The sequence below is a fragment of the Nonomuraea sp. NPDC059023 genome, assembly GCF_042740095.1.
Classification (GTDB): domain Bacteria; phylum Actinomycetota; class Actinomycetes; order Streptosporangiales; family Streptosporangiaceae; genus Nonomuraea.
The window spans coordinates 146,826-160,051 of sequence record NZ_JBHYIO010000020.1 but is presented as its reverse complement, the minus strand read 5'-3'; the positions used below and the strand labels follow the sequence as shown (position 1 = coordinate 160,051).

Sequence of the window (13,226 nt, the reverse complement as noted above, 5' to 3'; positions counted from 1 at the left end):
AGCATGCCGGGCATGCGATCTGTGCGCGACTTCTTCGCCGGTGTCGGCTTCTTCTTTCAAGGGCTGGGCTGGGTGGCACGTAACGGGCGTTGGTGGCTCTTCGGACTGATCCCCGCACTGATCGCCTTTGCCGTCTACGTGGCCGCACTGGTTTACCTGGGCAACAACGCCATCGAACTGGCCAACTGGATGACGCCGTTCGCCGACACCTGGGGCTGGCGGGACGCGTTCCGGGTGATGATCGCGATCGTCGTGTTCGTGGGCGGGCTGGCGCTGGCGGTGGTGACGTTCACCGCGATCACGCTGGTGATCGGGGAGCCGTTCTACGAGAAGCTGTCGGCGACGGTGGACGTGGTGCCGGGCTATGAGGAACTGCCCTGGTGGCGGACGCTGCCCCGGTCGATCAGGGACAGCCTGGTGACGTTGGGGTGGGTACTGTTGATCACCATCCCGCTGTTCTTCCTCGGTTTCATCCCGGTGGTGGGCCAGACGGTGATCCCGGTGATAGGCGCCGCCGTTTCCGGATTTTTCCTGACAGTGGAGCTCACGACCCTTTCGATGGAAAGGCGGGGGCTGGCGCGCAAGCAGCGCTTCGCCCTGCTCCGCGGAAACAAGCCGGCCGCGCTGGGGTTCGGGGTGGCGGTGTTCCTGCTGTTCCTGGTCCCCTTCGTCGCCGTGATCGCCATGCCGGCCGCGGTGGCGGGCGCCGCCCTGCTGGTCCGCGAGCGCCTGTCTCCCGCCTAACCGTCCTCTCTGGTACGGCCCGGCTATCCGGTACGGCCCGGCTCTCTGGTACGGCCCGCGTTATCTAATACGGCCCGCGTTATCCACAGCCGGATCTGCCCCAGCCCCGGCCATCCCCAGAACGCCTTTCGGCTCCCCGGCCGCACCCCCATCCACGGCACCCTCATGCCCCATGACCCCGTGCCTCACCCTCCTCTCCCCGTCCGACATCCTGGCCGCGGTGCCGTACCTGGTCGGCTTCCATCCGTCGGAAAGCCTGATCGTGATCGGCATGGCCGCCGACCAGGCCCAGATCGCGGCCCGCTGGAGCCTGCCCCTGCCCGAGGACGCCCTCGCGCCCCTGACCCCGGTCCTGGAACGGGAGAAGATCACCGAACTGATCCTCGTCGGCTACGGCACCGGCCCGCTGGTGACCCCGGCGATCGACGAGGCCAGACGCCTGGCGGCAGCGGAGGGCGTGAAGATCGGCGAAGCCCTGCGCGCGGAGGACGGCCGCTACTGGTCCTACACCTGCGACCTCCCCCACTGCTGCCCGCCCACAGGCACCCCGTACGACCCCACGTCCAGCCCGGTGGCCGCCGAGGCGACGGTCCACGGCATGGTGGCCCTCCCCGACCGCCAGACCTTGGAACGCACCATCGCGCCGTGCACCGGCCCGGTCCGCATGTCGATGCGCGCCGCCACGGCAGCCGCCGTAACCGACCTCCGAGCCCGCCTGGCCGATTCAACGGACACGGAAGCCTTCGCCCGCCAGTTCGTGGCCGAGGGCCTGGTGAGGGTCCGCGCCGCCATCGCCTCCCACGCCGCCGGACGCCGCCTCGACGACACCGAAGCCGCCAAACTCGGCCTGGACCTCACGATCATCCGCATCCGCGACGAGGCCTGGACCCTCATGGACGACGCCCACACCCCGCTCTGGAAGGACCTGACCCGCAGACTGGAGCCCCGCTTCGTCCCCGCCGCCGCTTCCCTGCTGGCCATGTCCAGCTGGCGCTCCGGTGACAGTGTTCTGGCCGTCATAGCCCTGGAACGCGCCCTGACCATAGATCCCGCCTACTCCATGGCCAACCTGCTGATGCACGCCCTGCAGCACCTCCTGCCGCCCTCACTGCTGCGCGGCCGCCTGCCCACCCCCGCCGAACTGGACTCCGCCATGGGCACCCCGAGAGCCGCCTGGCTCCTCCCCCTGACCTCACTCCTGGACGACCCCGCAGACGCCGTCACCGCCTGACCACCACCCCGCAAACGCCATCACCGCCTGACCATCCACCGCGCAGACGCCATCACCGCCTATCCATCCACCGCGCAGACGCCATCACCGCCTGACCACCACCCCGCGGATGCCACGCCCACCTGACCGCCCCGGCCACCCCGCGAACGCCGCTACGGCCCGGCTCATCACCCGAGCGCACGCCGCGACGGCCCAGCCCACCATCCGGCGACCCCGTAGCGGCCTGCCCACCACTCGGAGGCCGTTCGGACCTGATCCCACCACCCGGCGGATGCCACGCACCCCGCCCGGTCACTGCAGCGGCCTGGTAGGTCGCCCCTGGACAACCAGCAGCACCAGAGCGGCCACAACCAGGGGCTGCTCGGAGACGGGCAGGAGGATCGCGGGCACACGAAAAGGGCACGCGCCAGACCGGCGCGTACCCCGAGGGCAGGCGGGCTACAGCCCGCCCTCCTCCTTGCGCCGCTTCTCGTTGTAGGCGCGCATGCGCTGCGGATACCCCGTCAGCTGCACGTCGTACACGGGCAGCGCCAGGTCACGGGCGACCTTGTGGATGACAGCGGGCGAGCCCACCCGTCGCCGGGTCCACTCCCCGTCGTCAGCCACGGCGACGGCCGTGGTGTCAGTGGCAAAGGTCTCCGGTTCGACGTAGAACTCGACGCCGCGCCGCGACTTGGCAAAGGCGATGAGCGCTTCGATGTCGGCGTCCGTCGCCTCCCGGTCGAACTTAGCGACCTTCGGCCCGCGCAGACGCCGGAGCCCATAGCGGTCTCGCCATCTCATGGTTCCTTTTTATATCGGTTTCGCGCCCGCCGCGTCGGGGCTGTTCTAAGGGAGACTTCGGGGTTCCTCCCGATCCCACAACACCGGAAAAGGATGCAGCATAGGACCAGACCGCCTGAGCTAAGGAGAGGCATGGCCGCGATGACAGAGGCACCCACACCCCCGGGCGGCCCGGGACCTGTGCCCCAAGCCCAACTGCGGGTGACCAACCAGGACCGCGAACACGTCGTGGAGCACGTCCAAGCCGCATATGCCGAGGGCCGGTTCGACAAGCTCGAGTTCGACGACCGCCTCGAACGCGCCATGACCGCGCGCACGCACGGCGACCTCATGCCCATCATGACCGAGCTGTACGGCTCGCGCCCCGCAGCCCACCTGCACCGGACAGCGGCCCCGGCGCCACCGAAGCATCACGGCCCCACGGAGAGCAACGAACGCCTGGGCGCGTCCGCGGCCCACCTCCTGGCGCTGATCGGCCTGCCCATCATCGGCCCGCTGATCCTCCTGCTGACCGGCGGCAAAACCTCGCCCTACATCCGCCGCCACGCCTTGGAGTCGCTCAACTTCCACCTCACGGTGACCGGAGCGACGTTCCTGCTCCCGTTCACCATCGTGGGCGTCATCTTGCTACCGGTCATCTGGATCGCAGCGGTCGTCCTGTCGATCGCCGGAGGCGTGGCCGCTTTGTCGGAGAACGAGTTCCGCTACCCGCTGACGGTCCGCCTGATCAAGTAACCAACCGCGACGAGCGGCCATCAGCCCAGGCGACCGGAGAAGGCGACCGGAGAAGGGCCTCCGGAGAAGAGCCTCCGGCCTCACACCAACCGCCGCCCACGCTAGCCCCGTCGGCCCACCCGGCTCCCGCCCAAAGCGGGAGACCCGGGCCCACACAGCACCCGGCGCACACACCACCCGGGCACACACACCACCCGGGCGCACACCACCCGGCTCACGCGGAAACCCACGTGCACGTGCGAGATCGGCCCCACAGAACCCCAGCTTCACGCGGGACACCGTCGAGGCCTGGCGCGCCCGTTCTTCCGGGCTACGCGGGGCACCAGCCCAACCACGCCCCGGCCAGCACCAGACACCGGCCCGCACCCGGACACCGGCCCACACGGGACCCCGGCTCCACAAGCGAGGCCAATTTCGCCGATTCAGCACGGGACAGCCGGCTCCATGCAGGACACCGGCGAGACCTGGCGCGCCCGCCTCCGTGGCAGCCCGCCGCCGCGTGAGAGGGCATCCACGCCAAACCCGCCTGCCAAAGCACGCGCAGGTGACGGGTTACCTGGCCAGGACCTCGTACTTGACGGTCATGACGCCCGAGCCCGTGTTGCCGATGGCGTCGAAGGCGGCTTCCGAGAGGTCCAGGCACCGTCCGCCCACGTAGGGCCCACGGTCGTTGATGCGGACGGTCACCGAGTCCCCGTTGTTGGGGTTCGTGACCCGGACCCGGCTGCCCAGCGGCAACGTCTTGTGCGCCGCGGTCATCGCGGACGGGTTGAAGCGCTCCCCACTGGCGGTCATCTGGGGCTCGCCGTAGAAGGAGGCCCCGCAGGTACCGGTGGAGACGACCCGGGTACGCGGCTTGGAGGCCCGTTCCGCCTTGGCCACCTTGGGCGCGGTAGGCGCTTTGCTGGGGCTTGACGACGGCTTGGGGGACGCCTCGGGGCCACTGGGCGAGGGGGTGTGCGCTGGTTTGCCCTGAGATGGGGCCGGACCGCCGTGCTGTGGCTTCGGGGTGGCGGTCTGCGAGGCGGCGGAGGGCCGCCCGGACGGGGTCTGGGCCGGAGGGACGGCCGCGGTGTTCATGGCGGTGGCGCGCCGGCTGTCGTCACCGTTGGTAACCGCTGCCCAGGCGGTGGTCGAGGCGGCCGCGACGACGGCGACTCCGGCGGCCAAGGCGGTCCAGCGGCGCTTGCCGCTTGCGGAGGACCGGTTCGGACGAGACGGCTTGGTCGAATGCTGACCCAAGGGGAACCACAGTCCTAGATAGGGGACAGGACGGGGAAAGGCCAGGCGAGAGGGGGTATGGCGCGCGCTTCGGCCGTTCCCGGCAGGATGGGGCGAGTCAACGCCCCGGCAACGGAGTGAACATACGCGACAAAGACCGAGTAAAGGCAACTTAATGAGTCAAGTAGTGACATATATCACTTTGATCACAAGTTTCACTGGAGTTTCGAGGGTACGCCTTTGATCTTGTGGTGTCCTGGATTCACCGGCGAGCACGCTGCGTGATCAATTTGGCCGCGCCGTACCCTGGCACGATGATGAACACGCTCGCCGTCGAGAACTACCGGTCACTGCGCAGGCTGTTCGTCTCCCTGGGGCGGCTCAACGTCGTGACCGGCGCCAACGGCAGCGGCAAGTCCAGCCTCTACCGCGCGCTGCGCCTGCTCGCCGACTCCGCGCGCAACGGCGCCGTCGCCGCGCTGGCCAGGGAGGGCGGCCTGGCGTCCACGTTGTGGGCCGGGCCGGAGAGCATCGGCCGGAGCGTACGCGAGGGCACCCACCCGGTGCAGGGCACGACCCGTTCCGGCCCGGTCAGCCTCAGACTGGGCTTCGCCGGAGACGACTTCGGCTACGCCATGGACCTGGGCCTGCCCATCCCCACCGGCGGGTACGGCGGTGCCGCCTCCGCCTTCTCCCTCGACCCGGAGATCAAGGCCGAGGCGACCTGGGCGGGGCCCATCCTCCGGCCCGCGACGTTGCTGGCCCAGCGGGGCGGCCCCGCCGTACAGATTCGTGATCGCGGCGGCAGGTGGGAGTTCGTACCGCACGACCTGCAGCCCTTCGACAGCATGCTCAGCGAGATGGCGGATCCGGTTCGCGCGCCCGATCTGCTGGTGCTGCGCGAGCGGATCAGATCGTGGCGCTTCTACGACCATCTACGGACGGACGCGCACGCACCAGCGCGACAAGCACAGATCGGCACCCGCACCCCGGTACTGGGACACGACGGCGGCGACGTGGCGGCGGCGCTGCAGACGATCCGCGAGATCGGCGACGCGGACGCGCTCGACGCGGCCGTCGACCACGCCTTCCCGGGCAGCCGGGTGGAGATCGCGCTCGAGGGTACGCGCATGGAGCTCACGCTGAGGCAGCACGGACTGCTGCGCGCGCTGGGCAGCGCGGAGTTGTCCGACGGCACGCTGCGGTACCTGCTGTGGGTGGCGGCGCTCCTCACGCCCCGCCCGCCGGAGATGCTGGTCCTGAACGAGCCCGAGACCAGCCTCCACCCCGACCTCCTCGAACCCCTGGGCGAACTGATCGCCGCGGCCGCCGAGGAGACACAGGTGATCGTGGTTACGCACGCCAAGCCCCTGGTCACCGCGCTGGAACGACGCAAGGCCACGACGATCGAACTGGTGAAGGAACTGGGCGAGACCGGAGTGGCCGGGCAGGGGCCGCTCGACGGACCCAGCTGGAAATGGCCCAAACGCTGACGTCAGACCATAAGGGACCGGACCGTGTCGACGGTGTCGGCCTCATCGGCCCGTTTGTCCGGGCGATAGCGCAGTACCCGGGCGAATCGCAGCGCCATGCCGCCGGGATAACGCGGGGAGCGCTGGACCCCGTCGAAGGCGATCTCGACGACGAGTTCGGGGCGCAACGTGACCGTCCAGCCGTCGGTGGGGCCGTCGGCGATCTCCAGGAAGCGTTCGGTCTGCCAGGCGAGCAGTTCGTCGGTCAGGCCCTTGAACGTCTTGCCCAGCATCACGAAGCCGCCCTCGGGGTCGCGGGCGCCCAGGTGAAGGTTGGACAGTTTGCCCTCCCGGCGGCCGTGACCCCATTCCGCCGCCAGGACCACGAGGTCGAGCGTGTGGCGCGGCTTCACCTTGATCCATCCGGCACCACGCCGACCGGCGGCGTACGGTGAGGTGAGGGTCTTGACCACGAGCCCCTCGTGCCCGGCGCGCACGACCTCGGCGAAGAACGCCTCCGCCTTGGCCACGTCACCGGTGACCAGGCGCGGAGTGAGCAGCCCCGGTGGCACGGTCGTGGCCAGGGCCTCCTGCCGTTCGGCATAGGCCAGATCGAGAAGGTCCCGGCCACCGGCCCGCAGCGCGTCGAAGAAGAACACGCTCAACGGCGTCTGCTCGCGCAGCCGCGCGACGTCCAGTTTGCTGGCCACCCGGCTCGCCGTGATCTGGAAGGGATGCGGACGGCCGTCCGGCTGAAGCGCGATCAGCTCACCGTCGAGCACCAGATCGGTCTCGGGAAGGGCCAGCATGGCCTCGACCAGCTCCGGGACCTGGTTGGTGATGTCATCAAGCGTGCGAGTGAACACGCGAACATCGTCACCGGACCGGTGCGCCTGCACCCGAATCCCATCCAGCTTCCACTCCAGCGCCACCACCCCCGAGGCGCCATCTTCAGCCGCCTGCGGCCTGGCCTGAGCGGCCTTCTCCAGCGCGGCGGCAACATTGGCCGCACTACCGGCCAGCATGGGAGCAACCGGACGGCCAACCTCCAGCCGGAACGCCCGCAAAGCGGCTATCCCACCAGAAAGCGCCGCCGCCCCCACCGCGGGCAGCCACCCCCGCAACGTCAACGCCCGCCGCACATCCGCCGACGCCGCCCCGGACGCCTTGGCCAAAGCCTCGATCATCACCCCGTCGAGCGCCCCCTGCCGCAGCTCCCCGCTGAGCAACCGGGTCAAAAACGCCTGCTCCTGACTGGTCAGCCCCGCGAACAGCTCCGTCACGAGCCCCTTCCGCGCCGCCTGCGACCCCTGCCCGGCGACAGCCTTGATCTGGCTCAACAGCTCATCCACCTGGGCCAGCGTCGCAGTGGCGGCCAGCCGAGGCGGCGGAATGTCCTGAAGCGTCCGCCACCCCACCCCGACCTGCCGCTGCGGCAGCTCACCGGACAGATAGGCGATGGCGATCTCGGCCTCATCGGGGCCAACCCTGCCGAGCAGCTCGGCGAGGTGCCCCACCTTCCCCAGCCGAGCCGACGTCCGCGTCACCGCCTCCGACACCCGGACCACGTCGATCAATAGCACACCCGCTATGTTGCCGCACCCCGCCGACAAAACCCACCAGCGCCGACGCGGCACCTCCATACAACAAACTCCCACCATCCGTTACGGCAAGCCAACCCACCCCCACCCGCCGCCGCGAGTGACCGCCGATCGTGGGGATCGCTTCTCACGTCGGACGGGGTCCCCGCCGCTACGGCCCACCTTGACCAGCCACCGTGCCCCACCAGCCTCACCGCCGAGGGGCGCCAAGCCCACCCCCCACCAACCCGCCGCACGGCGCCCCAACCCCGCTATCGCCACAACCCCACCCCGAGCAGCCAGCGGCAGCGCAAGGAGGAGAACCACCTGCGGCCACCGGCGACGCCCCGAAAGCACCCACCCGCACCACGAACGGCAGTAGGGCTCGCGCGGACCGCAGATGCCAAAGCCGCAACGAGAGGTCACCCCGGCTTACGAGCCTCGATCAAGAAGCGGGTGGTGGTGGCCACGAACGGTCCCTCGCTCTCCAGCCGCTCATGCAGCTCCCGCAACCGCGGCAAATACTCCTCAACCGTGAACCCAGGCACCATCCAGATCACCTTCCGCAGAAAGTAGACCACCGCCCCCACGTCGAAGAACTCCGTCCGCAACCGCTCGAACCGAAGATCCACCACCTCAAGCCCGGCCTGTTCCGCACCGGCCCGAGCGTCATCCGGATGCCGACCCCGCCGCCTCTCATCAGACAACGGCCCCAGAAAATACTCGACCAGCTCAAACACACTCTCCGGCCCCACCTGCTGCGACAGATATGTCCCACCGGGCGCCAGAACGCGGCTGATCTCCTCCCACCACACCGTCACCGGATGCCGGCTGGTCACCAGATCAAAGGCCCCGTCCGCGAACGGCAGCGGCGGCTCATCCGGGTCCGACACCACCACACACCCCCGCGGATGCAACAGCCGGGTGGCTTTGGCAAGATTCGGCGCCCAGGACTCGGTGGCGACCATCAACGACGGAAGCCGCGCGGCCCCGGCCAGCACCTCCCCACCGCCCGTCTGAATATCAAGCCCAGCGGTAGCTCCAGCCAGGCGTTGGGCCATGAGCCGCTGATACCCCCACGAAGGCCGCGCCTCCGTCGCACGCCCATCCAGCCAGGAGAAGTCCCAGCCTTCAACGGACACCGACGCGGCCTCGTCCACCAGATCCTGGAATGTGCGCTTCATAAGATCACCTTCGCAGCTCACCAACCGCCCAGTCGAGCACAAGGCACCCGTGCGCCACATACGTGCCACGACGAGAATCACCGCGTCGGCGCCCCCGCGCAGGCATGCTCCGCAGCGCGGCACCACGTAGCCGCCGCGCCGACAACCTCCACGTCGGCTGCCCTGTGACAGGCCCTCTTCAACGCGAATCCCTACCCGGAGCCCAGCAGCGCGGTGAGCGCCGGTGGTGTTGGGTGACGGCGGCGGCGCTTGGAGGACTGTTCAGGCGGCACGGTCGGCGCCGATGGTGGTTAGTGGCGCAACAGGTGGCTACCGCCAGTAGGACGTCACCGAGTGGCCCAGTTCGTCGAACAGCGATCGGGTCAGCGGCAGTGAGATGCCCAGAACGTTGCCGTGGTCGCCGTCGATGCCGTCCACGAACCACCCGCCGCGTCCCTCGATGCTGAACCCACCGGCCAGCTGCAGCGGCTCCCCCGAAGCGATGTACGCCTCCAGCTCGGCCTCGGTCGGCTGGCCGAAGCGGATCACCGTGGTCGCCGTCTCGGCGGCCTCCCGGCCGGCCGCCACGTCGATGACGCAGTGGCCGGTCACCAGGCGGGCCGTGCGGCCGCGCATCATCCGCCAGCGGATGGCGGTCTCCTCGGGTGTGCCCGGCTTGCCGTACGGCCGGCCGTCCAGCTCAAGGATGGAGTCGCACCCGATGACCAGCCCCTCGTCCAGGTCGGACGCCACCGCGCGCGCCTTCGCCTGCGCCAGCACGAGGCTCAGCGCGGCGGGCGAGTGCGCGGTGTAGGCGTCCTCGTCCACGCCGCTGACGATCACCTTGGGATCGAGCCCGGCGGTGCGCAGAAGGGCCAGACGGGCGGGTGACGCGGAGGCGAGGACGATCATCACCCCAGCTTACCGGTCACCAGTCGGGGTTCGACGTGCCCGGAGCGGCCGAGGACGGCTGCTGCTGTTGCTGTTGCTGCTGGGGCGGCTGCTGCGGCTGGCTCTGCTGCGGCTGGCTCTGCTGCGGCTGGCTCTGCTGCGGTTCGCCGCCGAAGATGCCGCCGAGCACCGCGCCCAGCAGGTCGCCGAGGCCGCCGGTCTGCATGCCGGCCTGTTCCTGGTTGAGGTCGTCGGCCACGGCTCCGGCGTCCATGTTCTGCTGGGAGGCGCGGTTGGCCAGCAAGGACATGATCATGGGTGCGATGAGCGGCAGCAGCTTCATGATGGTGCCGGAGTTGATCCCGGCGAACTGCGCCAGCCCCTGCGCCGCCTGCTCCGTCCCCTGCGAGCCGAGAACGTGACCCAGGATCCCCTCCCCGTCCCTCGACAGGCTGGCGACGTCACCGCTGAAGGGGTCGGCGTCCACATGCTGGTCGAGTGCGCTGCGCAGCGACTGCGCGCCGTCGATGTTCTCGGCGTTGCGGGCCATGCCGCCCGCGATGGTGCCCGTCGCGGCCTCGACGACGCTGCGCGCCGTGGCCGTGTCGGTGCCGAGCAGGCCGGCGATCTGCTGCAGTCCGGAGTCGCCCAGTTGTGCGAGTAGCTCATCATTGAGTGACACGACAAGTCCCCCCGATCGTTTGTCTCGGGTGGACCTACCCTCCGCTTTATCGAGCTATTTCCCGAATTGACCTAACTGTCTACCAACACCCCTCAGATCAGGTACGGCCCACCTCAAAACCCACCGAGCCCCCGGCCCCTCAAGAGCCGCGAGACAAACCCTGAGCGGATCCCGGGACCACGAAAGCCCAGCCAGAACCCGGACCTCCCAAACGCGGGGAAGCCGGGGGCCACCACGCGGAAGGCCGCAACCCAAGCGTCGCCGGAAGCGCGGCAGGAACCGGCGCCCCCGCGCAAGCTCTGGAGCCGGGCTTCATGAAACCCGGAGCCTCACGAAAGCCCCAAGGGATCCGGGACCCTCGAAAGACACGCGAGGGAACCGGGGCCGCCATGCGGAAGACAGGAGCCAGGGCCCTCGGCAAGGCGGCCGGAACAGGGCCCCGCGACACCTTGGCGGGGAACCGGACCTTCCACAGGAAGACCGGCGGGAATCAGCGCCTCTCGGAAGCCCTGTGGGAACCGGGCTCCCTCCAGATGAAGGAGGGAACCGGCCCGAGCTCAGGGCCTCCGGAAGGCGTCTCAGGACTTGGGTGTGTCGGAAGGCTCGCCCGCAACCCCGTTCGGGACGCCGTTCGAGGACGGAGGGAGCGGGGCGGACACGTCCGACGCGGTCGCGTCGGCCACCGGCGACCCGTCCACCGACGGCTCCGGCAGCGGCGCCGGGCCCGAGGGAGCGTCCGTGCCCCGAGGCAGTTCGCCGTTGGCGCGCGGGGCTTCGAGCGGGGTGTTCACCGGCCGGGTGACCCCGGCCGCCGCGTAGGCGCCCGCCTCGTCCAGCGTCTCGTGCTCCAGCAACGCCACCACGATGGCTTCCAGCTTGTCGCGGTTCTCCGTCAGGATGCGGACTGCCACCTCGTAGCACTCGTCCACGATCCGGCGGGTCTCCTCGTCCACGGTGGCGAGGGTGGCGGGTGAGGCCTGGGGCTGCTGGCCGTCGTTCGGGAGGATGGTGAGCGGGCCGACCTTGGCGGACATGCCCCACCGGCCCACCATGCCCCGCGCGATCATGGTGACCTGCTCCAGGTCGTTCTCGGCGCCGGTGGTGATGATGTCGTACACGACCTGCTCGGCGGCCATGCCGCCCAGGGCGCCGGCGATGCGGCCGCGCAGGTACTTCTCGTCGTAGGCGTAGCGGTCGGTGTCGGGCGTGGACAGGGTGACGCCGAGCGCCCGGCCGCGCGGGATGATCGAGATCTTCCTGACCGGGTCCGCGCCGGGCTGGAGCATGCCGAGCAGCGCGTGCCCGGCCTCGTGGTAGGCGGTCCTGACCCGCTCCTCCTCCGGCATGACGATGCTGCGGGCGGCGCCGAGCTGCAGTTTCTCCAGCGCGTCGGCGAAGTCGGCGGTGCCGACCTTTTCCTTGCCGCGCTTGGCGGCCAGCAGCGCCGCCTCGTTGACGAGGTTGGCCAGGTCGGCGCCGGTCATGCCGGGGGTGGTCTTGGCGAGCTGGTCGAGGCTGACCTCGGCGGCCAGCGGTACGCCGCGGGTGTGCACCTTGAGGATGGCGCTACGGCCGGCCGCGTCGGGCAGGCCGACCTGTACGGTCCGGTCGAAGCGGCCGGGGCGCAGCAGGGCGGGGTCGAGGACCTCGGGCCGGTTGGTGGCGCCGATGACGATGACGCCCTCGGCGCCGGAGAATCCGTCCATCTCGGTGAGGATCTGGTTGAGCGTCTGCTCGCGCTCGTCGTGCCCGCCGAGGCCGGAGGCGCCGCCGCGGGCGCGGCCGATGGCGTCGATCTCGTCGATGAACACGATCGCCGGGGCGACCTTGCGCGCTTCCTCGAACAGGTCGCGCACCCGGGAGGCGCCCACGCCGACGATCATCTCGATGAACTCGGAGGCGCTGGCGGAGAAGAACGGCACGTTGGCCTCACCGGCCACGGCGCGGGCCAGCAGCGTCTTGCCGGTTCCGGGCGGGCCGGCGAGCAGCACGCCCTTGGGCAGCTTGGCGCCGAGCTTGCGGTACTTGCCCGGGTCCTTCAGGTAGTCGACGATCTCGACGAGTTCGTTCTCGACCTCGTCGATGCCGGCCACGTCGTCGAACGTGACCCGGATCTTGGAGCTCTCGACCGGCTTGGCGGCCTTCGACTTGCCGAGCCCGCCCAGGCCGCCGCCGCCCATCATGCTGGCGCCGCGGCGCATCACCCAGATCCACAGGGCCGCGAGCAGCAGCACGGGCAGCAACGACAGCAACAGGTTCAGGAAGAGCCCGCGCCCGCCGACGGGAGCGGCCTTGATCTGCACTCCGGCGGAGGTGAGCTGCTGGTAGAGCTGGTCGGTGTTGGCGAAGACCGGGATCTCCGTCTCGAACTTCGTGTACTGCTTCTTGTCGTCGGGGTCCGTGGCCGCGGCCTTCAGGTCGCCCTGGACCGCGGTGCCCTCGGCGTAGACGTCCTTGACGTTGTTCGCCGTCACCTGCTTGGTGAACTCCGTGTAGGAGATCGTCTCCACCGGCTCGCTGTCGAAGAACGAGGAGATCAGGAAGAAGCCCGCGTACACCACGAGCAGTGTCACGACGAAGCGCCACCAATTGATCTTGGGACGTCCGGTGCCGGAACCACCCGGGAGGCCCTCGGCGCGCCAGGGCTTCTGCTTGTTCTTGTCCTGCTCCTGAGGCGGCCCAGAGCGTTCCACGGCGTCACTCCCCCAAATCGCCGCATCCATG

11 protein-coding genes are annotated in these 13,226 nt (G+C 69.7%); 4 read left to right on the top strand and 7 right to left on the bottom strand.

What is annotated here, in order from left to right; translation table 11 throughout:
- Positions 1–12 precede the first annotated feature (12 nt).
- Positions 13–744 carry an EI24 domain-containing protein gene (locus ACFWYW_RS31455; RefSeq protein ID WP_379609388.1) on the top strand — a complete coding sequence of 244 codons (732 nt, stop codon included), beginning with the start codon at positions 13–15 and terminating at the stop codon, positions 742–744.
- 172 nt (positions 745–916) lie between these two features.
- On the top strand, positions 917–1,975 hold the full coding sequence (locus ACFWYW_RS31450; protein WP_379609387.1) for a DUF4192 domain-containing protein: 1,059 nt from the start codon (positions 917–919) through the stop codon (positions 1,973–1,975).
- Between the two features lie 438 nt (positions 1,976–2,413).
- On the opposite strand, the gene ACFWYW_RS31445 is transcribed toward ACFWYW_RS31450, so the two are convergent.
- A complete protein-coding gene (locus ACFWYW_RS31445; protein ID WP_379609386.1) occupies positions 2,414–2,758 on the bottom strand; it encodes a hypothetical protein in 345 nt (114 codons plus the stop codon).
- Between the two features lie 132 nt (positions 2,759–2,890).
- On the opposite strand from ACFWYW_RS31445, the gene ACFWYW_RS31440 reads away from it, so the two are divergent.
- Entirely contained in the window at positions 2,891–3,493 is a 603-nt protein-coding gene (locus tag ACFWYW_RS31440; protein ID WP_379609384.1) for a DUF1707 and DUF4870 domain-containing protein, read from the top strand.
- Between the two features lie 552 nt (positions 3,494–4,045).
- Here ACFWYW_RS31440 and ACFWYW_RS31435 read toward each other — a convergent pair.
- On the bottom strand, positions 4,046–4,375 hold the full coding sequence (locus tag ACFWYW_RS31435; RefSeq protein WP_379609382.1) for a septal ring lytic transglycosylase RlpA family protein: 330 nt from the start codon (positions 4,373–4,375) through the stop codon (positions 4,046–4,048).
- 653 nt (positions 4,376–5,028) lie between these two features.
- On the opposite strand from ACFWYW_RS31435, the gene ACFWYW_RS31430 reads away from it, so the two are divergent.
- On the top strand, positions 5,029–6,207 hold the full coding sequence (locus ACFWYW_RS31430) for an AAA family ATPase (protein WP_379609381.1): 1,179 nt from the start codon (positions 5,029–5,031) through the stop codon (positions 6,205–6,207).
- 2 nt (positions 6,208–6,209) lie between these two features.
- On the opposite strand, the gene ACFWYW_RS31425 is transcribed toward ACFWYW_RS31430, so the two are convergent.
- The 5 genes from ACFWYW_RS31425 to ftsH all read right to left on the bottom strand — a co-directional run bounded on the left by ACFWYW_RS31425 (position 6,210) and on the right by ftsH (position 13,225).
- Positions 6,210–7,769 (bottom strand): ATP-dependent DNA ligase, encoded by a 1,560-nt coding sequence (locus tag ACFWYW_RS31425; protein ID WP_379609380.1) that lies wholly within the window; start codon positions 7,767–7,769, stop codon positions 6,210–6,212.
- Between the two features lie 419 nt (positions 7,770–8,188).
- Complete coding sequence (locus tag ACFWYW_RS31420) at positions 8,189–8,950, bottom strand: class I SAM-dependent methyltransferase (RefSeq protein ID WP_379609379.1); 762 nt, start codon at positions 8,948–8,950, stop codon at positions 8,189–8,191.
- Between the two features lie 309 nt (positions 8,951–9,259).
- A complete protein-coding gene (locus ACFWYW_RS31415) occupies positions 9,260–9,841 on the bottom strand; it encodes a Maf family protein (RefSeq protein ID WP_379609378.1) in 582 nt (193 codons plus the stop codon).
- 16 nt (positions 9,842–9,857) lie between these two features.
- Positions 9,858–10,502, bottom strand: a complete 645-nt coding sequence (locus tag ACFWYW_RS31410) for a DUF937 domain-containing protein (RefSeq protein WP_379609377.1) — start codon at positions 10,500–10,502, stop codon at positions 9,858–9,860.
- A 578-nt stretch (positions 10,503–11,080) separates the two neighbouring features.
- Entirely contained in the window at positions 11,081–13,225 is a 2,145-nt protein-coding gene (gene ftsH, locus ACFWYW_RS31405) for an ATP-dependent zinc metalloprotease FtsH (protein ID WP_379609376.1), read from the bottom strand.
- Between the last annotated feature and the right edge of the window lies 1 nt (position 13,226).

Coding starts and splice junctions, on each gene's coding strand:
- ACFWYW_RS31420 (WP_379609379.1), bottom strand. CDS start 8,950: ATGAAGCGCACATTCCAGGATCTGGTGGACGAGGCCGCGTCGGTGTCC.
- ACFWYW_RS31455 (WP_379609388.1), top strand. CDS start 13: ATGCGATCTGTGCGCGACTTCTTCGCCGGTGTCGGCTTCTTCTTTCAA.
- ACFWYW_RS31445 (WP_379609386.1), bottom strand. CDS start 2,758: ATGAGATGGCGAGACCGCTATGGGCTCCGGCGTCTGCGCGGGCCGAAG.
- ftsH (WP_379609376.1), bottom strand. CDS start 13,225: ATGGATGCGGCGATTTGGGGGAGTGACGCCGTGGAACGCTCTGGGCCG.
- ACFWYW_RS31430 (WP_379609381.1), top strand. CDS start 5,029: ATGATGAACACGCTCGCCGTCGAGAACTACCGGTCACTGCGCAGGCTG.
- ACFWYW_RS31440 (WP_379609384.1), top strand. CDS start 2,891: ATGGCCGCGATGACAGAGGCACCCACACCCCCGGGCGGCCCGGGACCT.
- ACFWYW_RS31415 (WP_379609378.1), bottom strand. CDS start 9,841: ATGATCGTCCTCGCCTCCGCGTCACCCGCCCGTCTGGCCCTTCTGCGC.
- ACFWYW_RS31450 (WP_379609387.1), top strand. CDS start 917: ATGACCCCGTGCCTCACCCTCCTCTCCCCGTCCGACATCCTGGCCGCG.